This is a genomic window from Halopiger goleimassiliensis, assembly GCF_000455345.1.
Classification (GTDB): domain Archaea; phylum Halobacteriota; class Halobacteria; order Halobacteriales; family Natrialbaceae; genus Halopiger_A; species Halopiger_A goleimassiliensis.
Window position 1 is genome coordinate 220508 of sequence record NZ_HG315690.1, and the last position, 23614, is coordinate 244121.

The window sequence follows — 23614 nt, forward strand, 5'->3', positions numbered from 1 at the left end:
TGACCTCGTGCCGACGGTGGTCCTGCGGGGGACTCCGCTAGGAACGCAGACGCTCGAGCGCCGCCGAAAGCGACCACCGACCGACGAGGTGGTGGGCCACGGCGACGCTGAGGTAGGCGAGGCCGACGCCGGCGACGACGTCGATGGCCCAGTGGATTCCGAGGTACATGGTCGACACCGCGACGGAGACCGCGACGAACGCGGCGACGGCGGCCCACTTCGGGTAGACGTCCCGGGTCCGGTACGCCAGGAACGCGACCGTCGCGGCGAGCGAGGCGTGCAGCGAGGGGAAGACGTTCGTGTTCCGGTTGACCTGCCGGGTCAGGTGCTGGTACTGGGGGTAGGTATCGTACAGCAACGCCTCGACGAGTTCGGGCATCATGTTCCGCGGCCCGAAGGCGATGACGAAGGTATAGAGCACAAGCCCCAGCGTGTAGTTCAGCGTGTACGCCGTCAGGAGTTCCCGCAGCGGGCGCGTGTTCGACAGCGCGAAGTAGGCGACGGCCGGGAAGAACAGCAGGAAGACGTAACCGTAGATGTACATAAAGGAGAAGTAGGCCGTCACCCACGGCGTCGCGAACGACTGCAACCAGAGGATGAACTCGCCCTCGAGGTCGTAGATCCCCCACGTGAACTGCCAGCCGATCATCCACGAGACGTCCGGGACGATCTGTCTCGCGACGTTGTTGAACAGGAGCACGAGAACGAGGACGACGGCGGCCGGTGTCGCCGCCCGGATCCGCGACCGCCACTCGCGGTACGTATCCCGGAGTCGGTAACGGCCGACGAAGAGGCCGATTCCGAGCACCGTCAGGACGGCCACGACGACGGTCAGTTGGACCACGACGCCGACCAGCATCAGCGGACCACCCGGAGCGTGCCGTCGTCGGCGTACCGGAAGCCGATCGATTCGAACGCGCTTCGCGCCGCGTCGGCGTCGAGTTCGCCGTCGGTTCCCAGGAAGGGAGCCACCGGATTCCCGTCGTCCCAGGTCAGGTCCGCCGGCGTCCACTCCTCGGCGACCGGCATCGCGGTCGCCCGTGCGTGCCCGTGGAAGACGTCCTCGACCAGCCATGCCTCGTCGATCAGGCGGGCGACGACCCGGCGGAAGTTCGGGTTGGAGTACGGCGTCTTGCGGGTGTTGAACCCCACGTGGTAGAACCCGCGGGACGAGGAGGTGAGTACGTCGACGGCGGTGACAGTCCCCTCGATCACGTCGTCGACGACGTAGCTCTCGAGGGGGAGACTGGTGAGATCGGAGTCGCCGCTCTCGACGAGTTCGATCGCGGAGGTACTCCGGGGATCGATCTGGATCCGGATCCGGCCGGCCGTCGGCGACGGGAGGTCCGGGTCGCGTCGCGTGAAGTGGTCGTCGACCCGCTCGAGAGTGACGTGTTCGCGCTCGGATCGGTCGGCGAACTCGTAGGGGCCGCTGCCGACAGGTGGGACGTTGTCCGTCGTCAGCGCCTCCGTCGTCCCTTCGGCGACGTCGACGCCGGGGACGGACGGTGGCGACGACCGATGCTCCCAGATATGGGCCGGTAGCACAGGCACCAGCAGCGCCCGCGCGGCCGCGTCCGCGCCGGCGTCGACGGAGAGTTCGACGCGGTGCTCGTCGGCTGGGTCCACGCTCTCGACGAGCGAGACGCGTCCCCGGAACCGCGGCGCTGGCGCTGGAAACCGTCGCTCCCCTCGCGTCGTATCGCGCAGGAATCGATAGGTGAAGGCTACGTCGTCGGCGGTGACCGCTTCGCCGTCGTGGAACCAGCAGTCCTCGCGGAGGTCGACCGTCAACGTGCCGTCGTCGAACTCCCAGTCGGCCGCCAGCCACGGCCGGACCTCGTCCCCGTCGACCGTCGCGAGCGAATCGTAGAGCAGGTCCGTGAACGTTCCCTCGTTCCGGTACTCCACGGACAGCGGGTTCAGGTTCATCGAGACGCGGGGATCGGTGTGGGCGGCCTCGAGGGTCAGGTCGTCCCCGCTGGCTTCGAGACCGAGGTAGCCGAGTCGGGTCCCCGTATTCGCTTGCCCCCAGCCATCGAACCGATCCGTTCGCACGAGGCGGTGTTCCTCGCGCACGCAGATCGGCAGGAACGGAAGCTCGGTCGCGAACGCCTCGAGCATCTCCGCGACGGCGTCGGCACGTTCGTCGCCCGCGGCCTGGCGCTGGGCCTCGAGCAGGTCGTCGACGACCAGGTTCGTATACCCGTACGGGTTCTGCCAGCCGGCTTCTTCGGCGAATCGGGAGTGCAACGCCCCGTAGAGGAAGTCCGGATCGACGCCGCCCGGATGCGGCCCGACGTAGACGTCGAAGTCGTGGTTGACGAGTACCGCCCGAAGCACCTCGTCCTGGGACCGCATGTCGATCGTGACGTCGATTCCGACCGCCTCGAGGGCTTCACCGATCGCTCGCGCGAGCTGGATGCTCTCGCGGTCGCCGTCGGCGGTGTACGTCGTGATCGAGAGCGACAACTGGTCGACGTCGTCACGGTTGACCGCACTGCGGAGCTGGCGAACGCAGCCGGCGGTCGCCGTCGTCAGTCCCGTCGCGGCGAGCAGGCGACGCCGACTGACGCCGTCAGCCCCTGCCCGGTCACTCGAGGCGATGCCTGTCATCGAGTCCAACTGTGCGTTCGCCGACTGGGATATAACAGTATTGCGTTGCTACCTCGCGCCGAACCCGTATTTCGGCCCGTCGCGCTCCCTGTCTGTAGCTCCGTTCCGGAGGTCGGCCCGTATCCGTCGCGAGACAGTTCAGCCACAGCAAGGGCTGTTAGCCGGGGCCTGATACGGATTGCTGTACCGACGTACCCGCTATACTCGCCTCTGTCGCGGGTACGCCGGAACCGACGGACAGTAACCGTCTGACGCGATTCGTGGCCCGTCTGACCCGGTCCATGGCCTCGGACGTCCGTCCCCTGGACCCGCGAGGACGAAACATCAATGGGTGGCCGCCGACTACGACCCGGTATGAGCGTCGCCGCCGAACGGATCGAACGGCTCGAGGAGCTGGCTCGGTCGGCGACGGAAGCCGGCGACGAGGACCGCGCGAAGTACTACGTGCGCCTCGCACGCCGCATCGCGGAGCGTAATCGCCTCTCCTTGCCGCGATCGTTCACGCGGTTCACCTGCGACCGCTGTGATGCTTACCTACGGCCGGGGGACAACGCACGCGTCAGACTTCGGGACGGCCACGTCGTCGTCACCTGCGCCTGTGGCGAACACGATCGATATCCCTACGAGGACTGACACTGGCCGCGGCCGTCACTCGAGGCGTCTCGTCCCGGTTCGCGAAGATTCAAACGGACGGGGCCGTAATGGCGGAATATGGATCGAGAGGAACTCCAACGGCGTGCACACGACCTCGACGTGACCGTCTGGGTCGGGAAAAGCGGTATCGAGGCCGTCGTCGACGAACTGGACGACCAGCTATCGAACGAGGACCTCGTCAAGACGAAGTTCCTTCGGGCCGCCCGCAGCGACGGGTCGACGGAGGAACTGGCCGCGACGCTCGCCGACCGGGTCGACGCCGACGTCGTCGACACCCGCGGACACACCGCAGTCTTCTATCGATGACGGCGGAGCCAGTCGCCCCCCGGGGTGACGACCTCGGACCGATCGGTCGCACCCTCGAGGAGGCAGGACTGGAATCCGTCGCGGGCAGTCTCGAGGGGGTGATCCTGTTCGTCGTCGCGTTCGTCGCCGTCTTCGCCGTCGGCCGGCTGGTCGTCGTGCCGCTGGTCCGGCGAGCGATGGATCGGCGGGGGCTGGATCGCCACGCCCAGAACCCGCTGCTGATGGTGACGCGGTTCGCGGTCGTCTTCGTGGCCGTCGGCGTCGCGTTCGGCTTCGCCGGGTTCGGCAACTTCCTCGTCTCGATGGCCGGCATCGCCGCCGCGGGCGCACTCGCGGTCGGGCTCGCCGCACAGAACGTCATCTCGAACTTCGTCTCCGGCGTCTTCATCTACACCGACAAGCCGTTCAAGATCGGCGACTGGATCGAGTGGGACGACCACTCGGGCGTCGTCGAGGACATCAGCCTCCGGGTGACCCGGGTTCGGACGTTCGACAACGAACTGCTGACGGTCCCGAACTCGGAGTTGACCGACAGCGTCGTCAAAAACCCCGTCGACGGCGAGAAGCTTCGATTGAAGTTCGTCTTCGGCATCGGCTACGACGACGACATCGAACGGGCGAGCGAGATCATCGTCGACGAAGCCGAACGCCATCCCGACATCCTCGACGACCCTGCGCCGTCGGTTCGGCTGACGGAACTCGGCGACTCCGACGTCGGCCTCCAGGCCCGGTTCTGGATCGCCGAACCCTCGCGGGCCGACTTCGTCCGGATCAAAGGCGAGTACGTCACCGCCGTCAAGCAACGGTTCGACGAGGAGGGCATCGACATCCCGTATCCGGTCCGCACGCTCGAGGGCGGTCTCACGCTCGGCGGGAGACGACAGGTGGGGCAGCCGGCCGAGTGACGGGCGGCTCCTGCAGGAGAACTTTCGCCGTCGCTTCCGGTTAGCGCGACTCGACCGTCACGTTCTCCGGCGGCTCGAACTCGAACAACTCGTCGTCGAGGTCCCCGTTGAACGAGACCGTCTCGAACCGCTCGACCATCTCGTACCGCTCGCCGTCCCCGAACTCGAACACCTGGCGCTCCTGTAGCGGGTAGTCGTACTCGGCGTCGATCCAGATCGTCTGCTCGACGACGTCTATCTCATCGGGTGCTTCGACCGTCTCGAGCGCGTAGACGTACTCGGTGTCGCCGAGCAGGACGGAGACGCCCTGTTTGACCGCTTCCGATCGCAGGTCGACGCCGAGGACGTGGGCCTCGCGTCCGGCGACTTCCTCGGTGCCCTGGTACTCCAGATCGTACCAGTCGCGTTTCCACTCGGCCATCTCGGCGCGGTCCGAGCGCACGGCGTCGTCGTCGAACGGTTCGGACGCCTCGTGGCGCTCTACAAGCGACCGTTCGGGGTAGTACCACCACGCGCCGGACGGGTCCGAGACGAAGACGTGCCCTTCCCGTTCGGGGTCGGTCGTCTCGAGTACCTCCTCCCGGTCGTACACGTACGGGCGTTCGTAGATTCGGAGAGTCTCCGAGATCGTCTCGGAACCGCCGGTGATCTCGATCGTTTGCTCGCCCGTGACGTCCTCCAGGTCGTCACTGTAGACGAACGTGCTCTCGAACAGTGCTTCCGGGTCGGGATCGTCGCTCGAGGGCGACAGGGCGACGCACCCGGCGAGACCGACCAGTACGACCACGCCCAGAAGCACCGCGAGTCGGCGAGACGGCATAGCGGGTACCCCGACCAGAACGATCCTAAGCTTTTTCATGTGCTGATCGGCGGTGATCGCTGAAATACTAGCGGTACGTCACTTTCAATGCCGACCGACTCGAGCGCGTAACCCACAGGTACCGACGATCGATCGGGATCTCAGGACGGTGTTTACGGTTCGTAGCGTCGACGCTACGGGGCGGAAGCGGCGGCGGAATGAAATATGAATGTGGAGGCCGCGATTGCCCGGCGTTCCGGCCGGGGGAATCCCGGTTGCCTTCTCCACCCCGCGACCCGTCGAGCGACAGGTGTCCGGCGGTCCACTGCTCGCTTCCGCGCCTGATGGGCTGTCGCCGGCTAACCACGATGGGACGTCCCTGCGGACGGCCACCGTGGACCGCTGTCCCCGACGGACGAGGCTTCCACGTTGGCTCCCGGGGCCCCGGCCGGTCTGACCGGACGCCCGCGGTGTTCGGTCCCCGCTAAAGGCCATAGTGCGGGTACCGAGCAGGGCCTAACTGCCCGACCTATCCATCTCCTGGTAGCGGGCGTATACTTAAGGACTTTTCGCCTCTCGAACCGCCGGACATCGTGGGGGTCGGTCGGCGGGCCAGCCCGTAACTTGCCGTCTCAGTCTCACCATCGCAGTCTCGGGTGAGACTAGGACGGCATCTCAGTCTCGTCGTCTCCGGCGAGACTACCTACGAGAGCCTCCCGCCCCGAACGGTCCCGGTGAACCAGCGATATATATTCCTTGAACATCTCTCTAGAGTCTATAATCGAATAACCAACTCGGGAGAAAGCATTATATCGTCCACTTGTCGATGGATATGGTGTACGATGGAAGACGTAATTGCGAGTTTTGGTCTCGGACGTCCACTATCGATTCGCGAACGTGACGAGGGTCGAACGATCCCGTCGGTCGGTCACTCGATGGCCGTTCCAGGGCGGGTCGAGCCGGTGAACCGATGACGGCTGCGGACTCGGGTACACTCCAGACGGACGTCCCCCGGAACGACCGCGGACTCGCGACGACCGACGAGGCGGCCACCCGGCTCGAGGCGGCCTTCCCCCGGTTTCTCGAGCGGCTGGTCGCCGACGCGGACGCCGACGGCCTCGTCGTCGGCCTGGACGGGGGCGTCGAGACGGCGCTGGCCGCGTCGTTCGCGGTCGACGCCGTCGGTGCCGACGACGTGACGGGGCTGGTCATGCCGGCGTTTATGAGCCACGAGGCCGTCACGCGACAGGCCGAAGCCGTCGCCTCCTCGCTCGGCGTCGACGCCTTGAAACTGCACCTCCAGCCGCTGCTGGCGGCGTTCAAGGAGACGGTCGGCCAGTCGGCCGGGCCGTCGGACGACCTCGTCGCCGGGACCAACGCCCTCTCGCGGCTCCGGATGGCCTGTGCGTACTACGTCGCGAACACGACGAACGCGCTGGTCGTCGGCCCGATCAACCGGACGCAGTACCTGCTGGGGGCCGCGACGAAACACGGCGAGACGGCGGCGGACTGTCTGCTGTTCGGCGACCTCTACCGAACGGAAGTGGAGTCCCTCGCTCGAGCCGTCGGGGTTCCCGAGGAGCTGACCGTCGAGACGTCTGGATCGCCGCTTCACCCCGGGGAGTCGCCGGCAGCGACGCTCGAGATTTCCCCGGAGGAGGTCGACGCTATCCTTCGGTTGCACGTCGACGAGGGTCTGGGGAAGGACGCCGTCGCCGAGCGAATCGACGTCGACCCGACGATCGTCGATCGACTCCGCGAGTGGTGCGATCGAACCGACCACAAACGTCGTCTCCCGCCGACGCCCATCGGCAGCGCCCGATGAGCCGGTAGGAAGGGCTCTCTCGAGTCGCGATCCGGCCCCGACCGGCCGCCGTCGCTCACTCGATGTTCCCGTGATCGGCCGCGCCGCTTTCGCCGCGTTCTTTCGACGAGAGTGGGATCGCGAACGCGGCCAACACGAGGTAGTAGAGTCCGACGACGGCGGCGACGAACGAGCCGTCGATCCCCGGAAGCCCGGCGCTGGCGGGAAACGGCTCGTCCGGGGAGAACGCCCAGAGGTGAAAGAGCCACGCGACTCCTGTCGCGCCGAGCAAGGGGAGATAGACCCGGCGAAGGCGGTGGCTGAACGCACCGCGGTAGCTAATCTTCGGTGTCGGATCGCGGTAGTCCTCGCTCAGCGTCGCACGCCAGGCGTCGTGTTCGACGCCCTGGGACGGATCGAGCGCGTTGGCGAAGAGGTTCTCCTGGAGCACCCGGACCCGGGACCGCCAGATGTCGTAATCGCGGAATCGCCGGGCCTCGATGAACAGGAACACGGTCCCCATCATGATCCCCGCCAGGATCACGGCGTGGGAGACCTCGCCCGAAAACGCGTAGGCGACGATCGCCGACATGACCGTCACCGCCCAGTTCGTCGTCGTATCGAGCCGGTCGCGCCACCCGACCGTCCGTTCCATCTCGCCCCGGTAGAGGTGCGCCGCGACGGATCCGAGGCCGGTGCTCTGATCGACCATCTCGCGACCGACCTCCTTCTGGGCGGGTTCCTCGGGGTCGAACTCGTGGTCGCGGTCGCTCATCGGGTCGATCCTACGCCGGGCCGGGACTACACGCTTTCACCGGGGACTGCTGGCCGCGGCGTAGCTCACGCCGGCCTCGAGTCGAACGCCGCGTGGAAGCCCTCGAGTTCGTCCTCGGTCCCGGCCACGAGCAGCCGATCCCCCGGGGACAGCTCCCGCCCACCGACAGCCGTCTCCAGCTCGCCGTCGCGCTCGAGCGCGACGACGGAACAGCCGGTCAGGGCCCGGATCGCCGCGCTATCGAGTTGCTTGCCGGCCGAGTTCGGCACGTCGACGAGACGGAGTTCGATGCGATCGCCGAACGTCATCGCCTCCCGCTCGAAGATGCGCAACGCGAGCATCCGACCGGCGACGTTCGGCAGGCCGAGCGAGTAGTCGGCACCGGCGTCTCGCAGTCGGTGGACGTTCGCCGCCACGTCCGCAGCCGCGAAGATCTCGAGGTCGGGGTTGAGTTCGCGGGCGACGAGCGTCGCCAGCAGCGCCGTCTCGTCGTCGTCCAGCGCGAGAATCACGGTGCCGGCGGCACCGACGTCCGCGGCGGCCAGTCCCTCCTCGGTGGTCACGTCGCCGACGGCGTCGACCAACTCGCCGTTCTCGCGGTCGAGGACGGTCCGTTCGATGCCGGCGCGCTCGAGATCGCCAGCAGCCGACGAGCCGACGGTACCGGTGCCGACGACCACGACCGGCTCCTGGAGCGGCCGATACGGCGATCCCTCGGAGTCGGTCGCCTCGACGACCGGTCCGAAGTCGCCGTCGGTGCCGGCCACGAGCAGGGTCGTGTTGTCGTCGACGTGGACCTCCCCCGGCAGCGAGCGGAGGAAGTCCCCGCGAACCCAGGCCCCGAGGACCGTCGCCCCGTCCGCCTCGACGCGCGTCGCGGCCGAGAGGTCGCGGTCGTGTAACGGGCTGTCCGGCTCGATCGGAAACTCGCGCAGTTGCAGCTCCCCGTCGAGATCGATCGCTCCCTCGAGGTCCGTGTCGACGACCGGGCGGACCTTGTCTCCCAGCGCCTTGCCGAGACGGTGTTTCGGCGAGATCACCTCGTCGGCCCCGGCGTAGCGGAGGTAGCGCGCACGCGAGGGATCGGCGACGAGCGTCAGTACCCGCGGTCCGTCCGTCCGCGCAGCCAGTTCGATGACCGCACTGATGTGTTCGCCTTCCGAGGCGTCGACGACGACCGCGAGCGCCTCGCCCACCTGTGCGTTCTCGAGCGTCGCGTCCGCGGCGGGATCGCCGTGAAGGACGACGAGTCCGTCCTCGTGGAGCGACTGGGCGCGCTCCTCGTCGGGTTCGAGGACGACGTACTCGGTACCGGCGGACTCGAGTTCGTCCACGAGCGACTTACAGAGCGGCGTGTAGCCGACGATGACGACGTGACCCGCGAGTTCGGCGACGTCGGCCGGCGGCGTCGCCTGGACGATGCGATCGAGCCACGGGACGACGAACAGGGGTACTGCCACGAAGATGTACGCGATGCCCGTCAGTTGGATCGCCACCATCAGTGCCGTCATCTCGAGCGTCTCCCAGGGAGCGTCCTGGCCGTACCCCGTCGTCGTCATCGACTGGACCACTACTTCGAACGACTGGTACCACGGCCGTGGATCGCCTTCGAGGGTCGCCATCCCCCAGGAGTACAGCGACGCGTAGAGGCCAGTCAGCAGGACCAGCGAACCGAGATAGGCCGCGAGCCGATAGCCGAGTCGAACCACACTCATCCGCCCCGGAGGATGGCCGGACGGAATTCGTCGTCGACCATTCCCTACCGGGCCGCTACAGGGGAGCCGACTATCGTTCTTGGTGGGGCCAGTGCAAGGCGCGGGCCGGGATCGGCTGGTTCGTCACTGGCCGTTCGCGAGACGGAGCGGCCCTCACTCCGCTTTGGCCTCGGTATCGCCGGTTTCGAAGCCCTCGTCGAACTCGCCCGCCGAGGGACCGGCGTCGAACGCCCCGGTCGAGACGCCGAGATCTCCATCGTCTCCCGATCGGTCGCGGCGAGGGCGCTGCCGGCGTCACGTCCCTTGAGCGGTCGGACGTGGAGTTGCATCGTTCGGACTCGAGTACGGTCGACAGTCGATGGCAGTGGCTATCGGGGTACGTCGACGCGCGAAAACGGCGGGACGGGCCGACCCGGAGTCCTCGCGGGACCACACGCGCCGACGAACGGGCGGTTCGCCGGGCGCTACGGTGCCCGGGGGCCGGTACACCGATCAGGGTCTGCCGGGTCGGCGAACCGGCGACGCGGAGGCGGTCGGGCCGCGACCGCCGAGGTTACTCGAGCGGGATCTCGCGGCCCTGGACGTCGGTGCCGGCGGTCGGCAGCCGGACCTCGAGGACGCCGTTGGTGTACTCGGCGGTGATTGCCTCGTCGTCGATCGTCTTGGGGAAGCGGAACCGGCGGTGGTAGGTTTTCTTCCGGCTACGGTCTTCGTCGACGTGCTCGGCGGCGACGTTGAGCACGCCGTCGTCCCAGGCCAGATCGATCTCGTCGGTCTCGAAGCCCGGCACGTCGATCGTGAGGACGAACTCGTCGTCCTCCTCGTACAGTTCGTAGTCGTCGCCCCCGACGTCGCCGAACAGCCGGGACGGCACGTCGAGGCTCTGCATCCAGGTGCTGGGCGTGGGCGTTCGCAGCACCATGGCTGATCACCTCGAGTTCAGTAGATGATTGACTGCGGTTCGTAATAAATTCATCGAAGTACGTGGTTGGCAACCACATGTCAGACAGTACCAGCCCGGAACGAACCGCATGGGAGAGAGGAAAAGGCCCATTAGCCGGCCGACACATCCTCGATACATGGGACTTGGCAGCACCGCAAAGAAGCTACAGGGCCTCTCGGATCGCGCCGAGGCGATGTACAAACAGGTACAGCAACTCCAGCAGCGAATCATCAACCTCGAGGAGGAGGTCGACGAAACCCACGATACCGTCGATCGACTTGACCATCAGTTGACCGAACAGCGCGCGCTGTTGCTCGCCATCGCCGAGGAACACGACATCGACGGCGAACAGATCCTCGCCGAGGCCGCCATCGACGACGTCGACGAGGATGACGGAAGCGCGCCGATCGACGACGTCGACGCGGCCGAGGACGCCGAAGAGACCGAGGAATCCGGCGACGACGCCGGCGACGCGGCGGCCGAATAACGGCGGTGTCGGCCTTCTCGGCCCGGTTCTGGCCTCCGGCCGCAGGACGGTCCGTCCGCTTTACGGCTCTCCCTCGCTCGGTGATCGTCGACGGTACCCGCCGACCGGTTGGGAGACGGACACCGCTACGTATAACGGTTCTACACGCTCCCGACTCTCGCGGGAAAACGACAACACCTAACAGCCGAGGCAACATTTGCCAACACGATGACGACCCACGAGCGACCGGTGGATTCGGTACTCGAGACGATCGGTCGAACGCCGCTCGTCCGCGTCCAGGACGCCCCCGAGGGCGTGCGGATCTACGCGAAACTCGAATCGTTCAATCCCGGCGCGAGCGTGAAGGATCGAATCGGCCAGTACATGCTCGAGCGAATGCTCGAGCGCGGCGACGTTTCCCCAGGCGGGACCGTCATCGAACCGACCGCGGGGAACACTGGTATCGGCTTCGCCATCGCGGCCCAGCAACTCGGGCTGGACGCGATCTTCGTCGTCCCCGAGCGGTTCAGCGTCGAGAAACAGCAGTTGATGGCCGCGCTGGGGGCCGAGATCGTCAACACGCCGACCGAAGACGGGATGGGCGGCGCGATCGAGCGCGCCCACGAACTCGCCGCCGAACTCGACGACGCCGTCGTCCCTCAACAGTTCTCGAACCCGTTGAACGTCGAAGCTCACTACGCGACCACCGCACCCGAGATATACGAGGCGCTCGACGGCGAGGTCGGGGCCGTCGTCGCTGGCTGTGGCACTGCCGGCACGCTCATGGGACTGGCCCGCTACGCGCTCGAGCAGGATTCCGACACCTACGTCGGGGCCGTCGAGCCCGAGGGCTCGCTCTACGGCGAAGTCATCGGCGAGGACCGTGAGGAAAACGAGTACAAGATCGAGGGGATCGGCACCCACGACCCCGAGACGAACGAACTCTTCGATCCCGAACTCGTCGACGCCGTCTACCCGATCGCCGACGAGGACGCCCACGACGAACTGAAACGGCTCGCCCGCGAGGAAGGCCACCTGGTCGCCTCGAGCGCCGGTGCAGCGAGCGTCGCGGCCAAACGCGTCGCGAACGAAATCGCCTCCGGCGACCTCGCGGTCCCGCACGACACGGTCGTCACGATCTTCCCCGACTCGAGCGAGCGATACCTCTCGAAGGGAATCTACGGCTCCTTCGAGGAGTGGACGTCCTGATCCGAGCTAAAACGGGTTCGAGGAGACGACTGGGTGCCCGATTACGATTCGGGGTCGCCCGTTACTCGTCGGGTTCGATCGCGTCCACCGACGGCCCGTCCGCGCCGGGTAGCGTCGGGCCGGGATCGAACTCCTCGGCGGGGCCGAACGCGTGGTCGCGTTCGGCCGGGGGATCCTCCGTCGTACCTGCCTCGAGCGTGCGCGCGTCGAGGACTTCGAACGTGTCGTCGCGTTCGACCTCCCAGACTCGCAGGACGAGGTGGGCCTTGCAGTGGTACTCGACCACCTCCATCCCCGTCGTCCGGTTCTTCAGCACAAGCTGGCAGGTCCCGTCGTTCGAACAGTCCCCGAACCGGTCACACATGAGTTCTGATTGCGAGTACAGCGCTTGCGGGTAAGTCTTTGTCGGTGGTACCGTCGTGCAAGCGCCGCCCTACGCGACGCGACGCCGGTGTTCGACCTTCATACACCGATCCTGGACCACCGCACGCCCATCCGCCTCCGCCCGGGCCGCCGCCTCGTCGTCGCGAATCCCCTGCTGGGTCCAGACCACCGCAACGTCGTCCCGCTCGAGGGCCTCGTCGACGATTTCCGCGACCTCCTCGCTGGGCCGGAAGATACAGACGACGTCGATCTCGGCTTCGACGTCCGAGAGGGAGTCGACCGCCTCCCGGCCGAGCACCTCGTCGGCGTACGGGTTGACCGGGATCACGTCGTAGCCGTGGTCCTGGAGATACGCCGGCACGTCGTGGGCCGCCTTCCCCGGCGTGCTCGAGCAACCGACGACGGCGACGGTGTCGTACTCGAGGATCTCCTCGATGTCGGGTTCTGTATCGGAGTCGGGTGCCATAGCCGAGCCTACGCTCGCTGGCTGTAAATATCGTGGCCCGACGGCTGGCACGCGTCAGAGACCGGCACTCCGGATCCGTGGACCGTCGCCGTCGGTCTCCTCGATGGTCAAGACGCCGTCGAACAACTGTTTGAGCGTGTTCATCGTCTGGTCGTCGTGGGCCGTCGAGTCGATGACGTAGATGCCCAGCGCGTCGGCGCTCTGGATGCGGCCGGTGAATACGTGCAGGAACCGGAAGACGGTCCGGAGGTCGGAGTACATCAGCAACGTCGAGATGGAGTGCAACAGGACGCGGTTGTTCGTCACCCCTCGGGTTTCGTAGAACTCCTGGAGGAACTCGGAGAGCTTGATCCCGATTCCGGTCATGTCGACCGGCGACGAGGCGTACTTGACGCGCGGGTCGTCGCCACCCGTTCCGATCCCGCGCTGTTTCGTGACGCAGTCGACGATGCCGACGTCCGCACTGTCGGTACGGTCGTCGAACTCATCGAGAATCTTGTCGGCGCTGTCTTTCGTGGTCACGACGATCGATCCGTCGCCCCGCCGTGCACCCTGAACGAGAACGTCGACGGCGAGATCACGCTTGCCAGTCATCGGTGGCCCGGCAACGAGAACGTTCGTTCCCGGCTCGACCTCGTCGACCGGAACGTCGTCTACGAAGTCATACATGTAGGGCACTCGTGTCGATATGAAATCACGTGACGGCTCCCGCTGATACCACTGACCACGTCGGTTCTGGTGTATGTATGCGGTATCCGGGATATAGTACTTTTGATCAGCTATCAATTACCATGAGGGATTTCCAATAGTGTCGAGTGCGCTTCGTACGGACACCTAGAGACCCCCGTACTCGAACGTCCGACCGACGACGAACGCGAGCGCCGCGAGGAACATCCCGTACTTCAGTTGTTGCTGGCCGGCCGTTGGATCCGCGAAGCTCACGTATCCCGCGTAGAGCATGACGGCGTTAGCCGGGAGGACGACGCCGAGATACGCGACGCCGAAGTATCCCAGGAAGTACGGTACCGGGCTGGCGACGACGCCGGCGACCAGCAGCGCCGCAGCGATCCAGAGCGCTCGTCGTTCACCGATCGCGATCGGCAGCGTGTTCAACCCCTCCTCACGGTCGCCCTCGACGTCCTCGACGTCCTTGACGATCTCACGAGTCAGCGTCGCGACCGCCGCGAGGATCCCCAGGACTACTGCCGGTGCCACGTCGCCGACCGCGCCGGCACCGTAGAGGAACGTACTCCCGACCAGGTAGGCGACCAGGGCGTTTCCCAACCCCGGCAGGCCCTTGAACACCTGCGTGTACGTCACGAGCGCGACGAGGTTGACCCCCGCGATCACGATCGCCGGCAGGGGGAGCAAGAGCGTAAGACCCACCGCGATCGCGAAGAGGACGATACTCACCGCGAGCGCACCGCGCGGACTCACCGCCCCGCGCGGAATCGGTCGGTCGGGCTGGTTGATCCGGTCGATCTCCCGATCGAAGTAGTCGTTGATCGCGTTGCCAGCGCCCACCGCGAGCCCCGTCGCGACGACCGCCGCCGCCACCGCGATCGATTCCGCGGCGACGCCGCCAGCCACGAACGCCCCGATGAACGTGAGCGCGCTCGCGGCGACCACGTTGACCGGTCGCAACAACTCGACTACCCCGCGGAGGGTCGCGCCCGCTGTCATACCCTCCTCTGTTCAGGCGGCTCTGTTAAGCGGTACGATCCAGTTCGACTGGGACCGGCGGAAAAGGGTACGAGTCGCTACCGCCACTCCTCGAGATCACAGAGGTCCGCACCGTCGATCGAGATCCACCTGGTCACGCGCTCGTCACCGTCGGCGTCGACCGGGACGGCCGTCCAGACCTCCTCGTCGTCGGTGAGGAGCTCGAGCGGTGCCACACTGGCCCGGGCGTCGTCCGTCACGGAGGCTTCGTCGAGCGTCATGGGATATCTGAACGTAGGCGTTCCCCAACAAGAACCGGTTCGGCTATTACCACGTCGTGGGAACCAGGCGGTCCGGAAGGGCGGTGCTCGAGCGGTGAAAATCGAGTGACTTATACGGAGCCGACGGAAATGAACGCGTGAGGGCGCTTAGCTCAGTCTGGACAGAGTGCTTGGCTTCGGACCAAGTTGTCGCGGGTTCAAATCCTGCAGCGCCCATCACTTTTCAAGACGGTTCGAATCCAACAGTCGTCGACATTCCAACCAAATACCGCCATAGCACAGGATAGTATCAGATAATTAATATTGGCCCGCGTCCTTTGTGTGGCGACTCCCTCGCTCCTCGAGCCTCCACCATTCCTGATTTAACGGTCCACCTATATGGCCTGGATATGTCCCAGCAGGTGGCGGACGTCCAGGAGACGATCGCGATGTCTCCCGAGCCCGCAGCCCGGTTTACGGAGGTACCGCGGACCGAGCGGCGTCGGGTCTTCTTCTCGCTTCCGGACGAGGTCCAGAACGCGCTGGTCGCGGACATGAGCCGAGCCGAACTCGAGCAGTTCATCCAGCGACTCGATCCGGACGAGGTGACCGAGGTTCTCAGATTCGCCGACGAAGACACGCGCGAGTCGCTGCTCACCACGCTCGATGCAGAGCGCCGGGAGAAGACCGAATTTCTCCTGTCGTTCGACGCCGAGAGCGCGGCGGGGCTGATGAACCTCGAGTACGTCACCGTGGAGCGAACGCGGGACCTCTCGGAGGTCAGCGAACGGGTTCGACGGTTCGAAGAGCGTACGGGGAGCGTGCCGACGATCTTCGTCACCGACGACGGCGAACTCGTGGGTGAACTCCCTGCCTCCTCGCTGGCGGTGGCGGATCACGACACGGAGACGATCGACGACTACCTCCAGGAGACGCCACGCGTCCGGTACGACCGCGAGGACGAGGATGTGGTCGAGGTGTTCATGCAGAACCGCGAACGGGCGGTCGCCGTCCTCGACGAGGAGGGCGACATTCTCGGCGTCATCCACGCGGAGGACCTGCTGGCGATCCTCGAGGAGGCACAGGGCGAGACGCTCTACGAGTTCACGGGCGTTGCCGAGGAGGAGAGCGTCCTCGACGGGCCGATGGCGAAGGTGCGGCGGCGATACAAGTGGTTGATTCTCAACCTCGGAACGGCGTTTCTGGCCGCGGCGGTCGTCGGCCTCTTCGAGTCGACTATCGCCGCGGTGGCCATCCTGGCGGCGTACATGCCGGTCGTGGCCGGGATGGGTGGCAACGCCGGCACGCAGGCGATGGCCGTCACGGTGCGCGGAATTTCGCTGGACGAAGTGTCGCTCGAGACCGGCAAGCGGGTGATCTTCAACGAGGTCGTCGCCGGTGCGATCAACGGGCTGATCACCGGCGCGCTCGTGGCCGTGATCGCGATCGCGTTCTCCTACGCCGAGTTCAGCGTCCTGCTCGGCGCCGTGATCGGCATCTCGATGGTCGCCAATCTCGTCATCGCGGGCTTTTTCGGCGCGATCACGCCGTTGCTCCTCGAGCGGATCGGATACGATCCGGCCACGTCGGCGACGATCTTCATCACGACGGCGACGGACGTGCTGGGCTTTTTCGTCTTCCTCGGGTTGGCCGAGGCGATCCTGCTGTAACTCCCCTCGAGATCCGTGGCCGATTCGACACCGACCGGTTTCTGCCCGCGAGGTGGCCAAAAGACCATAGGGGTCGACCCACTGCCATCGTGGCATGAACGGACTCGCTGGCAAGACGGCGGTCGTCACCGGTGCCGGGTCGGGAATCGGACGGGCGTCCGCCCACCGGTTCGCTGCGGAAGGTGCCAACGTCGTCGTGGCCGATATCGACGTCGAGAACGGCCGGGAGACCGCTGCCCGGATCGAGAACGCCGGCGGAAATGCGACCTTCGTGAAGGTGGACGTCTCCGATCTCGAGTCGGTTCGGCGGATGGTCTCGGTCGCGGTCGACACCTACGGCTCGCTGGATGTCGCCCACAACAACGCCGGCATCCTCACCGACTTCGTGGAGACGACCGGCATCGCGGAGGAGCAGTGGGACCGGATCGTCGACGTCAACATGAAGGGTATCTGGGCGTGCATGAAGGCCGAACTCCCCGTGATGAAACGCCAGGGCCACGGCGCGATCGTCAATACGGCGTCGATGTCCGGTCTCGTCGGCATGCCGGGACTCTCGAGCTATTCGGCGAGCAAACACGGCGTCGTCGGGCTGACGAAGTCGGTCGCGCTCGAGTACGCCGACGCGGGGATTCGGGTCAACGCGATCGCACCCGGGCCGACGAAGACGAACATCCAGTCCAGCATGCTCGGCGACTCCGGCGGGGCGTCGGTACTGGACCCGATCAGAAGGGTCGTCAGTGCGATCCGGTTCCTGCTTCGACAGTGGCGGGCCGACTTCGATACGTCGGCGATGCGGGACGTGCCGATGGACCGGATCGCCGATCCCGAGGAGATGGCGGGCGTCGTGGCCTTCCTCTGTTCGTCCGACGCCTCCTACGTGACGGGCCACACGATCCCGGTCGACGGCGGGCAGGCGGCGGACTGAGCGATCCGGACGGTCGCCTCTCGAGCGTACTCCGGATCCGTTACCGACTGCTCGGCCCCAGTTCTTCGCGCTCGAGGCCCCGAAACGGGACGTCCTCGCCGAGTTCGAACAGGGTGGCGTGGCTGCACTCGTAACACTCGAGGCTGACCGTCTCCCGATAGGTGAGGATACCGACGGCAGGGCTCTCGCAGAACGGGCACCGGAGCCATTCGTGTAACTCAGTTCCCATATCACTACCCGTGACGGGCGACGGGATAATTCGTCTACCACACTATGCACCCATGAGCATCGATCGAGCCGACGATCGAGAGGAACTCTCCTTTCGTGGGCGATCTCCGACGGGATTGGCGTTTGGATCGGACCGACCGTGTCCGGTACCTTCCGCGACAGTTTGCCGTTCCGGCTCTACCTCCGCTCTCCCGGACGGACGAGAACTACCGGTTTGGGTACCGACTCGCTCGAGTCCGGAGTTCGCCGGTCGGCAACGAACGGACGTCCGCTACGCTACCAGGACGATTGCTACTCGAGTACCCACCCCTGGTGGGTGGCGAAATCGAAAATCAGGAGATACGGTGGAAGTCGCCGTTTCCACAGGTACAATCCGCCGAGACGCCGATGGGACGGATCGTTCCGTCGGGGAGCTGTTCGGAGACGAACACCGACTCACAGGCCCGACACTTCGCGACGACTTTCGAGACCGATTCTGATCTGCTCATGGTATCACATTCGGCAGGTTCCCGTATCACGGTTGTTCCAATCTGCTTTGGAACCGCGATTGCTGAACTTCGTCGAAATCGAGCAACGTTCGAGGAGCATTCTCACTGCCGACGCCGAACGAGAATCGCTGCTGGCATTCTCACTGCCGACGCCGAACGAGAATCGCTGCTGGGTGTGAAAGGCGAGAGCGACGGATCGAAAACCCAACGGAAAGGGTGGACGTACCGAGAAGCCACGTTACGCCTCGGGCGGTTCCTCGATGAGGACCACGGCTTCGCCGTCGATCACGGTTCGATCGTCCTCGGCTGTGACCGCCGTGCGGAGGCGATACCGGCGGTCGCCGAGGTCCTCGACGATCTCACACTCGGCCGTCACGATATCGCCGATCTCGACGGGAGCGTGGAACTCGAGGTCCTGGGAGAGATAGACGGTGAGGCCGGGCAACCGGGCGAGCGCTGCACTGATCGTTCCGGCAACGAGCGTACCGTGGGCGATCCGGCCGCCGAACTGGGTTTGGCCGGCGAACTCCTCCTCTAGGTGGAGGCGGTTCGTGTCGCCGGACACCTGGGCGAACGCGGAGACGTCCGCGTTCCGGATGGGTTTCGAAAAGCGGACGAAGTCGCCGACGCCGAGGGCCGCGTAGTCGTCGGTCGACCGTTCCAGCGTCCACCGTTCGTCTCCGTAGGAAACGTCGGAGACGTCGGGGTCGGTGACGGTGGCTTCGTCCAGCGGGCCAGGGTCGTCGGTGCTTCGCGGCGTCAATCCCATCGCTGCCAGGACGGCGTTGTTGGCTTCGACGTAGCTGTTGAGGACGTGTTTCGAGATGCTCGACCAGTTCGCAGTCGTGTCGGTAGCGTCGAACGGTGGGGACTGACTACTCATAGGTTGCAGCGGTGTTCCGGCGCTACGTACCGCTGTGTAGTACGGATACCGTAGTGACGGCCTTGGTCGCAACGCCAACACACGTTGGGAACACGGACGGAACGGTCAGCCCTCGCTGATCGTCGACGCCGTCTTGGGCGGGGAATCGACTGTCACTATCGAGTAACGCCTCCGGAACGCCGGATCAGGGTTCCCCGATTACGCGGTCGGCGAAACGCTCGGCAGGAACGCCTCCGTGGCAGCGTTGAACGCGCGCGGTCGATCCTGGTTGACGAGGTGGCCCGCGTCGTCGAAGGTGAGACGCTGGCCGTCCGCGACGGCCGACGCGATCTCCTCCCCCTGGGCCTTGACGAGTGGTGCTTCCTGTTCGCCGTGGACCACCAGCGTCGGCGTCGTAACGTTGCCCAGGTCCGGTGGATCGAAGCGATACAGCGCGCCGAAGATCTTGCGGAACTCCTGGCGCGAGACTTCGCCGACCGCCTCGAGCGCCTCGGCGCGAACGGACGGATCGACCGAGAGCCACCGCTGGCCGGTCGTCGCCTGGATCGAGGTCAGCAGGGAGCGAAACGCCGTCTCCGAGTCGGTCATCGAAAGCGTCGTCGCAAGCGCGGGCAGCGGGGAGACGAACGGTTTCAGCCCCTGCGGAAGGTCGAGGGGCGGCATCGACCGAACCGCACCTGCGAGAATCGCCCCCGACGGCCCGTCGGGGTGGCGCTGGAGGTACTGCTGGACGACCATCGATCCCAGCGAGAGGCCACAGAGGATCGGCGCTTCGATCTCGAGGTGGGCGAGCAACGTCTCGAGGTCGTCCGTGAACAGGTCGATCGAGTAGCGGTCGCGATCGGTCGCACCCGTCTGGCCGTGGCCGCGTACGTCCATGGTGACAACCTGGTAATCGTCGGCGAAGTACTCCACCTGGGGTCGCCAGGCCTGGCCGTTCATCCAGCCGCCGTGGACGAACACGAGCGGCGGGCCGTCGCCGGTCGTTTCGTACCAGAGCGTCCCGTCCTCGAGCGCGAGTTCTGCCATCATCCCTTCTGCGGGCGCGGCGTATTTATGCTGGTGGGTCGCCTCGCGGCTACCGGACGTGACCGCAGACCGACGGTTCGGGGGACCGCTTGGGGATCACCGACGGCTTCAAGTCGTGGTCTTCGAACGGATACACGATGCAGGGATTCGTGCTCGGCGGCGTCAGTTCCGGCGTCGGGAAGACGGTCGCGACGCTGTCGATCGTGCAAGCGCTCGCGGACGCCGGCTACGACGTCCAGCCGGCGAAAGCGGGGCCGGACTTCATCGATCCCAGCCACCACGAGGCGGTCGCCGGACGGCCGTCTCGCACGCTCGACCTGTGGCTCTGTGGCGAAGAGGGGCTCCGGCGGAACTACCACCGCGGCGATGGCGACGTCTGCGTCGTCGAGGGCGTCATGGGGCTGTACGACGGCGACGCCTCGAGCACGGCGATGGTCGCCGAGGCGCTCGGGCTTCCGGTGGTCCTGGTCGTGGACGCGAAGGCGGGCATGGAGAGCGTCGCGGCGACCGCGCTCGGCTTCCGGGAGTACGCCGACGCGATCGGTCGCGACGTCGAGGTCGCCGGCATCGTCGCCCAGCGCGCCCACGGCGGCCGCCACGAGCGGGGGATTCGGGACGCCCTCCCGGAGGAACTGGACTATTTCGGCCGGATCCCGCCGACGCCGGATCTCGAGATTCCGGATCGACACCTCGGACTCGAGATGGGCGAGGAAGCGTCGCTGCCGATCGACGCGTTGCGGGACGCCGCGGAGACGCTCGAGGCAGAACGGTTGATGGAGGTCGCGACGGACGCGACTGCGCCCGAATCCGTACCCGCGTCGCAGGGAACCGACGCCGTCGACGCCCGGATCGCCGTCGCGAGCGATGCCGCCTTCCGTTTCACCTATCCGGCGACGATCGAGCGGTTCCGCGAGCGGGCCGACCTCGTCACCTTCTCGCCCGTTGCGGGCGATCCGGTACCCGACTGTGACGGCGTCTATCTTCCAGGGGGGTACCCGGAACTACACGCCGAGGCCCTCGAATCGTCGGGAACGCTGACGGAACTCGGCGAGCGTGCCAGCGAGGGGCTGCCTGTGCTGGGCGAGTGCGGCGGTCTGATGGCGATGAGCCAGTCGCTGACGACGGTCGACGGCGAGCGCCACGAGATGGCGGGGATCCTCCCTGCGGACGTGACGATGCACGATCGATACCAGGCGCTCGATCACGTCGAACTCGAGGCCCGCGACGAGACGCTGACGGCCGACGCGGGCGAGCGGGTGCGCGGCCACGAGTTCCACTACTCGAGCGCCGCCGTCGACGGCGACGCACAGTTCGCGTTCCAGACGGTCCGCGGTGACGGAATCGACGGCGACCACGACGGCCTGACCGAGTACGACTCGCTGGGAACCTACACGCACGTCCACGCGGAAAGCAGCGCCTTCGATCGGTTCCTCGAGCGGCTCTCGGCGTGATCCCGTATCCGGAACGTGACCGGTCGTCGTCTGTTGATACGGGGTTACAGAGTTAACACGGAGGACGTGGTGACGTCAACTGCATGTCCGAAACCGTCCAGCGACTCGAGCCTCTGGAGCGTCGGCCGTTAAGCGATCGCACCTGTCTCGTCACCGGGTCCTCGCGGGGGATCGGCCGCGAAATCGCGTTCGAACTCGCCCGCTGTGGCGCGGACGTCGCGGTCAACTATCGCTCCTCGGAGGAGCGCGCCCGCCAGGTGACCGAGACTATCGAGGCCAACGGCGAGACGGCCGTCCCCGTGCAGGCCGACGTCGCCGATCCGGAGGCCGTCGAACGGATGGCCGCCGAGGTACGGGACGAACTCGGCGAGATCGACGTCCTCGTCAACAACGCGGGGATCACCGTCGATCGCAAATTCGAGGAGATGACCTACGAGGACTGGCAGACGGTCATCGACGTCAACCTGAACGGGGCGTTCAACTGTACGAAGGCGTTCTACGAGGACATCAAAACCTCCGAGCACGGTCGCCTGATCAACATCTCGAGCGTCGTCGGCCAGCAGGGCAACTACGGGCAGGCCAACTACGCCACCTCGAAGGGCGGTCTCTTCGCGTTCACCCGAACGCTGGCGCTGGAACTCGCGAGTACGGGCTCGACGGCCAACTGCGTCGCGCCCGGTTTCACCGAGACGGACATGCTCGAGAAGGTGCCCGAACGGATCCAGGAGAAGATCCGCGAGGACATCCCGCTGGATCGGTTCGCCGATCCCGAAGACGTGGTCGGGATGGTGCGCTTTCTCGCCAGCGACCACGCAGACTACATGACCGGCCAGGTGATCGGCATCAACGGCGGGATGGAGTGGTGACCGCCGGCGGCCCGCTTGCTCTCGCCCGTCGGCCCGGCCGTTCGCTGCGGGCCGGCGAACCCCTCGCCGCTTTCACAACCGGTTTGACCGGTCGGCGGTTTGGGCCACGACGTGAAGGGGGCAGACCTCGAGGTGACGCCGGTCGTCGCGCTCGCGTTCGCCGTCTTCGCCGCGAGCACGAGCGCGATCCTCGTTCGCTGGAGTCAGGCCCCCAGTTCGGTCGCCGCCTTCTACCGCGTGCTGTTCACGACGGCGATGGTCGCGCCCGTCGCGCTCTACGCTCACCGCGAGGAGTTCGCCCGCCTCTCCGGGCGTGACCTGGCGTTCGCGGTCGTCGCGGGCGTCGCCCTCGCGATCCACTTCGCCGCCTGGTTCGAGAGCCTGAATCACACGAGCGTCGCCGCGAGCGTCACGCTCGTCCAGAGTCAGCCGGTCTTCGTGGCGATCGGTGCTGCACTCGTCCTCGGCGAGCGCGTCGACGGCGTCACCGTCGCGGGAATCGGCATCGCCATCGTCGGCGCGGCGGCCATGTCGCTCGGCGACGCCGGGGAAGCGCCCCTGTCGGACGCGACGATGTACGGCAACGCGCTCGCGATCCTCGGGGCGATCACCGTCGCCGGCTACGTCCTCGCGGGCCGGTCGATCCGCCAGCGGGTCTCCCTGTTTCCCTACGTGACCGTCGTCTACACCGCCTGCGCGCTGACGCTGCTGGCCGTCGTCGGCGTCCAGGGGCACGAGTACGTCGCGTATCCGACCCGCGAGTGGCTGCTGTTTCTCGGAATGGCCGTCGGCCCCGGCGTCTTCGGCCACACCGTCGTCAACTGGACCCTGAAACACCTCGAGTCGGTCGTGGTCAGCGTCGCCTGGCTGGGCGAACCGGTCGGTGCGACGATTCTGGCGCTGCTCCTGCTCGCCGAGGTGCCCGACGCGATCACCGTCGTCGGTGGACTCGTCGTCCTTACGGGGATCTACGTGACGACCATCCGTCGGGAACGCAGGACGTCGCCACCGACGGACGGCGACGTTCGATCGGCCAGACGGGACTGACGACGGCCGCGCCGACTGCCGTGATCAGAGCGATCGACGGTACCGGACGAACTCGTGGTCGCC

25 protein-coding genes, 1 tRNA gene, 1 other RNA gene and 1 pseudogene are annotated in these 23614 nt (G+C 66.3%); 12 read left to right on the forward strand and 16 right to left on the reverse strand.

The annotated features are described in order from the left end of the window. Nucleotides 1–37 precede the first annotated feature (37 nt). Both TX79_RS01135 and TX79_RS01140 read right to left on the reverse strand, forming a co-directional pair. Entirely contained in the window at nt 38–859 is an 822-nt protein-coding gene (locus tag TX79_RS01135) for a phosphatase PAP2 family protein (RefSeq protein ID WP_049925211.1), read from the reverse strand. Continuing rightward, nucleotides 859–2616 (reverse strand): ABC transporter substrate-binding protein, encoded by a 1758-nt coding sequence (locus TX79_RS01140; RefSeq protein ID WP_049925212.1) that lies wholly within the window; start codon nt 2614–2616, stop codon nt 859–861. Before TX79_RS01140 ends, TX79_RS01135 begins: the two co-directional genes overlap by 1 nt. A gap of 354 nt (nt 2617–2970) precedes the next feature. On the opposite strand from TX79_RS01140, the gene TX79_RS01145 reads away from it, so the two are divergent. The 3 genes from TX79_RS01145 to TX79_RS01155 all read left to right on the forward strand — a co-directional run bounded on the left by TX79_RS01145 (nt 2971) and on the right by TX79_RS01155 (nt 4481). Then, nucleotides 2971–3249 carry a ribonuclease P protein component 4 gene (locus TX79_RS01145; RefSeq protein WP_049925214.1) on the forward strand — a complete coding sequence of 93 codons (279 nt, stop codon included), beginning with the start codon at nt 2971–2973 and terminating at the stop codon, nt 3247–3249. A gap of 78 nt (nt 3250–3327) precedes the next feature. Further along, nucleotides 3328–3576 carry a YhbY family RNA-binding protein gene (locus TX79_RS01150; protein ID WP_049925216.1) on the forward strand — a complete coding sequence of 83 codons (249 nt, stop codon included), beginning with the start codon at nt 3328–3330 and terminating at the stop codon, nt 3574–3576. Further along, on the forward strand, nt 3573–4481 hold the full coding sequence (locus TX79_RS01155; protein ID WP_049925217.1) for a mechanosensitive ion channel family protein: 909 nt from the start codon (nt 3573–3575) through the stop codon (nt 4479–4481). The genes TX79_RS01150 and TX79_RS01155 overlap by 4 nt, the downstream gene beginning before the upstream one ends. A gap of 40 nt (nt 4482–4521) precedes the next feature. On the opposite strand, the gene TX79_RS01160 is transcribed toward TX79_RS01155, so the two are convergent. Continuing rightward, nucleotides 4522–5301 carry a LolA family protein gene (locus TX79_RS01160; protein ID WP_049925219.1) on the reverse strand — a complete coding sequence of 260 codons (780 nt, stop codon included), beginning with the start codon at nt 5299–5301 and terminating at the stop codon, nt 4522–4524. Between the two features lie 207 nt (nt 5302–5508). Continuing rightward, nucleotides 5509–5820, reverse strand: an RNA gene (ffs, locus tag TX79_RS18900) — signal recognition particle sRNA. Nucleotides 5821–6250: 430 nt separating this feature from the next. On the opposite strand from ffs, the gene nadE reads away from it, so the two are divergent. Beyond that, nucleotides 6251–7105, forward strand: a complete 855-nt coding sequence (nadE, locus tag TX79_RS01165) for an NAD(+) synthase (protein ID WP_049925220.1) — start codon at nt 6251–6253, stop codon at nt 7103–7105. A gap of 55 nt (nt 7106–7160) precedes the next feature. Here the strand turns inward: nadE and TX79_RS01170 are convergent, their stop codons facing one another. From TX79_RS01170 to TX79_RS01180, 3 genes are all read right to left on the reverse strand, one after another. Then, entirely contained in the window at nt 7161–7859 is a 699-nt protein-coding gene (locus TX79_RS01170) for a DUF2270 domain-containing protein (protein ID WP_049925221.1), read from the reverse strand. Between the two features lie 65 nt (nt 7860–7924). Then, nucleotides 7925–9574, reverse strand: coding sequence for a potassium channel family protein (locus TX79_RS01175; RefSeq protein ID WP_230198521.1), 1650 nt, complete (start codon nt 9572–9574; stop codon nt 7925–7927). A 553-nt stretch (nt 9575–10127) separates the two neighbouring features. Continuing rightward, complete coding sequence (locus TX79_RS01180) at nt 10128–10496, reverse strand: Hsp20/alpha crystallin family protein (protein WP_049925224.1); 369 nt, start codon at nt 10494–10496, stop codon at nt 10128–10130. Between the two features lie 157 nt (nt 10497–10653). Between TX79_RS01180 and TX79_RS01185 the strand changes: the two genes are divergently transcribed. After that, entirely contained in the window at nt 10654–11004 is a 351-nt protein-coding gene (locus TX79_RS01185) for a DUF5798 family protein (RefSeq protein WP_049925225.1), read from the forward strand. 207 nt (nt 11005–11211) lie between these two features. Continuing rightward, entirely contained in the window at nt 11212–12192 is a 981-nt protein-coding gene (locus TX79_RS01190) for a PLP-dependent cysteine synthase family protein (RefSeq protein ID WP_049925227.1), read from the forward strand. Nucleotides 12193–12370: 178 nt separating this feature from the next. Here TX79_RS01190 and TX79_RS20060 read toward each other — a convergent pair. The 5 genes and pseudogenes from TX79_RS20060 to TX79_RS01215 form a co-directional block, all read right to left on the reverse strand. Beyond that, nucleotides 12371–12556, reverse strand: a pseudogene (locus tag TX79_RS20060) (hypothetical protein); the annotation flags it as partial. A gap of 69 nt (nt 12557–12625) precedes the next feature. Further along, nucleotides 12626–13042: a CoA-binding protein gene (locus TX79_RS01200; protein WP_049925229.1), complete on the reverse strand. Its 417-nt coding sequence runs from the start codon at nt 13040–13042 to the stop codon at nt 12626–12628. A 54-nt stretch (nt 13043–13096) separates the two neighbouring features. Beyond that, a complete protein-coding gene (locus TX79_RS01205) occupies nt 13097–13711 on the reverse strand; it encodes an RAD55 family ATPase (protein ID WP_049925230.1) in 615 nt (204 codons plus the stop codon). A gap of 165 nt (nt 13712–13876) precedes the next feature. Further along, nucleotides 13877–14725: a geranylgeranylglycerol-phosphate geranylgeranyltransferase gene (locus TX79_RS01210; protein ID WP_049925231.1), complete on the reverse strand. Its 849-nt coding sequence runs from the start codon at nt 14723–14725 to the stop codon at nt 13877–13879. A 77-nt stretch (nt 14726–14802) separates the two neighbouring features. Next, a complete protein-coding gene (locus TX79_RS01215) occupies nt 14803–14985 on the reverse strand; it encodes a DUF7511 domain-containing protein (protein ID WP_049925233.1) in 183 nt (60 codons plus the stop codon). Nucleotides 14986–15126: 141 nt separating this feature from the next. On the opposite strand from TX79_RS01215, the gene TX79_RS01220 reads away from it, so the two are divergent. The 3 genes from TX79_RS01220 (at nt 15127) to TX79_RS01230 (ending at nt 17559) form a co-directional block, all read left to right on the forward strand. Continuing rightward, nucleotides 15127–15201 (forward strand) — tRNA-Arg (locus tag TX79_RS01220). A gap of 173 nt (nt 15202–15374) precedes the next feature. Further along, nucleotides 15375–16634: a magnesium transporter gene (locus tag TX79_RS01225; protein WP_049925234.1), complete on the forward strand. Its 1260-nt coding sequence runs from the start codon at nt 15375–15377 to the stop codon at nt 16632–16634. 94 nt (nt 16635–16728) lie between these two features. Further along, on the forward strand, nt 16729–17559 hold the full coding sequence (locus tag TX79_RS01230; RefSeq protein ID WP_049925236.1) for an SDR family NAD(P)-dependent oxidoreductase: 831 nt from the start codon (nt 16729–16731) through the stop codon (nt 17557–17559). 40 nt (nt 17560–17599) lie between these two features. Here the strand turns inward: TX79_RS01230 and TX79_RS01235 are convergent, their stop codons facing one another. The 4 genes from TX79_RS01235 to TX79_RS01245 all read right to left on the reverse strand — a co-directional run bounded on the left by TX79_RS01235 (nt 17600) and on the right by TX79_RS01245 (nt 20187). Next, nucleotides 17600–17788: a hypothetical protein gene (locus tag TX79_RS01235; RefSeq protein WP_049925237.1), complete on the reverse strand. Its 189-nt coding sequence runs from the start codon at nt 17786–17788 to the stop codon at nt 17600–17602. Nucleotides 17789–18119: 331 nt separating this feature from the next. Next, the gene (locus tag TX79_RS19510; RefSeq protein ID WP_195892435.1) at nt 18120–18275 is read right to left on the reverse strand and encodes a hypothetical protein; all 156 of its coding nucleotides are present in this window, start codon (nt 18273–18275) and stop codon (nt 18120–18122) included. Between the two features lie 238 nt (nt 18276–18513). Then, a complete protein-coding gene (locus TX79_RS01240) occupies nt 18514–19158 on the reverse strand; it encodes a MaoC family dehydratase (RefSeq protein WP_049925239.1) in 645 nt (214 codons plus the stop codon). A gap of 198 nt (nt 19159–19356) precedes the next feature. Beyond that, the gene (locus tag TX79_RS01245) at nt 19357–20187 is read right to left on the reverse strand and encodes an alpha/beta fold hydrolase (RefSeq protein ID WP_049928222.1); all 831 of its coding nucleotides are present in this window, start codon (nt 20185–20187) and stop codon (nt 19357–19359) included. Between the two features lie 137 nt (nt 20188–20324). Between TX79_RS01245 and TX79_RS01250 the strand changes: the two genes are divergently transcribed. The 3 genes from TX79_RS01250 (at nt 20325) to TX79_RS01260 (ending at nt 23551) form a co-directional block, all read left to right on the forward strand. Continuing rightward, a complete protein-coding gene (locus TX79_RS01250; RefSeq protein ID WP_049925240.1) occupies nt 20325–21638 on the forward strand; it encodes a cobyrinic acid a,c-diamide synthase in 1314 nt (437 codons plus the stop codon). Between the two features lie 83 nt (nt 21639–21721). After that, nucleotides 21722–22504 carry a 3-oxoacyl-[acyl-carrier-protein] reductase gene (gene fabG / locus TX79_RS01255; RefSeq protein WP_049925241.1) on the forward strand — a complete coding sequence of 261 codons (783 nt, stop codon included), beginning with the start codon at nt 21722–21724 and terminating at the stop codon, nt 22502–22504. 111 nt (nt 22505–22615) lie between these two features. Continuing rightward, a complete protein-coding gene (locus tag TX79_RS01260) occupies nt 22616–23551 on the forward strand; it encodes a DMT family transporter (RefSeq protein WP_049928223.1) in 936 nt (311 codons plus the stop codon). Nucleotides 23552–23614: the final 63 nt, after the last annotated feature.

Coding starts and splice junctions, on each gene's coding strand:
- fabG (WP_049925241.1), top strand. CDS start 21,722: ATGTCCGAAACCGTCCAGCGACTCGAGCCTCTGGAGCGTCGGCCGTTA.
- TX79_RS01230 (WP_049925236.1), top strand. CDS start 16,729: ATGAACGGACTCGCTGGCAAGACGGCGGTCGTCACCGGTGCCGGGTCG.
- TX79_RS01225 (WP_049925234.1), top strand. CDS start 15,375: ATGTCCCAGCAGGTGGCGGACGTCCAGGAGACGATCGCGATGTCTCCC.
- nadE (WP_049925220.1), top strand. CDS start 6,251: ATGACGGCTGCGGACTCGGGTACACTCCAGACGGACGTCCCCCGGAAC.
- TX79_RS19510 (WP_195892435.1), bottom strand. CDS start 18,275: ATGAGCAGATCAGAATCGGTCTCGAAAGTCGTCGCGAAGTGTCGGGCC.
- TX79_RS01160 (WP_049925219.1), bottom strand. CDS start 5,301: ATGCCGTCTCGCCGACTCGCGGTGCTTCTGGGCGTGGTCGTACTGGTC.
- TX79_RS01135 (WP_049925211.1), bottom strand. CDS start 859: ATGCTGGTCGGCGTCGTGGTCCAACTGACCGTCGTCGTGGCCGTCCTG.
- TX79_RS01250 (WP_049925240.1), top strand. CDS start 20,325: ATGCAGGGATTCGTGCTCGGCGGCGTCAGTTCCGGCGTCGGGAAGACG.
- TX79_RS01200 (WP_049925229.1), bottom strand. CDS start 13,042: ATGGCACCCGACTCCGATACAGAACCCGACATCGAGGAGATCCTCGAG.
- TX79_RS01245 (WP_049928222.1), bottom strand. CDS start 20,187: ATGGCAGAACTCGCGCTCGAGGACGGGACGCTCTGGTACGAAACGACC.
- TX79_RS01175 (WP_230198521.1), bottom strand. CDS start 9,574: ATGAGTGTGGTTCGACTCGGCTATCGGCTCGCGGCCTATCTCGGTTCG.
- TX79_RS01150 (WP_049925216.1), top strand. CDS start 3,328: ATGGATCGAGAGGAACTCCAACGGCGTGCACACGACCTCGACGTGACC.
- TX79_RS01185 (WP_049925225.1), top strand. CDS start 10,654: ATGGGACTTGGCAGCACCGCAAAGAAGCTACAGGGCCTCTCGGATCGC.
- TX79_RS01240 (WP_049925239.1), bottom strand. CDS start 19,158: ATGAGTAGTCAGTCCCCACCGTTCGACGCTACCGACACGACTGCGAAC.
- TX79_RS01180 (WP_049925224.1), bottom strand. CDS start 10,496: ATGGTGCTGCGAACGCCCACGCCCAGCACCTGGATGCAGAGCCTCGAC.
- TX79_RS01170 (WP_049925221.1), bottom strand. CDS start 7,859: ATGAGCGACCGCGACCACGAGTTCGACCCCGAGGAACCCGCCCAGAAG.
- TX79_RS01215 (WP_049925233.1), bottom strand. CDS start 14,985: ATGACGCTCGACGAAGCCTCCGTGACGGACGACGCCCGGGCCAGTGTG.
- TX79_RS01155 (WP_049925217.1), top strand. CDS start 3,573: ATGACGGCGGAGCCAGTCGCCCCCCGGGGTGACGACCTCGGACCGATC.
- TX79_RS01145 (WP_049925214.1), top strand. CDS start 2,971: ATGAGCGTCGCCGCCGAACGGATCGAACGGCTCGAGGAGCTGGCTCGG.
- TX79_RS01210 (WP_049925231.1), bottom strand. CDS start 14,725: ATGACAGCGGGCGCGACCCTCCGCGGGGTAGTCGAGTTGTTGCGACCG.
- TX79_RS01190 (WP_049925227.1), top strand. CDS start 11,212: ATGACGACCCACGAGCGACCGGTGGATTCGGTACTCGAGACGATCGGT.
- TX79_RS01140 (WP_049925212.1), bottom strand. CDS start 2,616: ATGACAGGCATCGCCTCGAGTGACCGGGCAGGGGCTGACGGCGTCAGT.
- TX79_RS01235 (WP_049925237.1), bottom strand. CDS start 17,788: ATGGGAACTGAGTTACACGAATGGCTCCGGTGCCCGTTCTGCGAGAGC.
- TX79_RS01205 (WP_049925230.1), bottom strand. CDS start 13,711: ATGTATGACTTCGTAGACGACGTTCCGGTCGACGAGGTCGAGCCGGGA.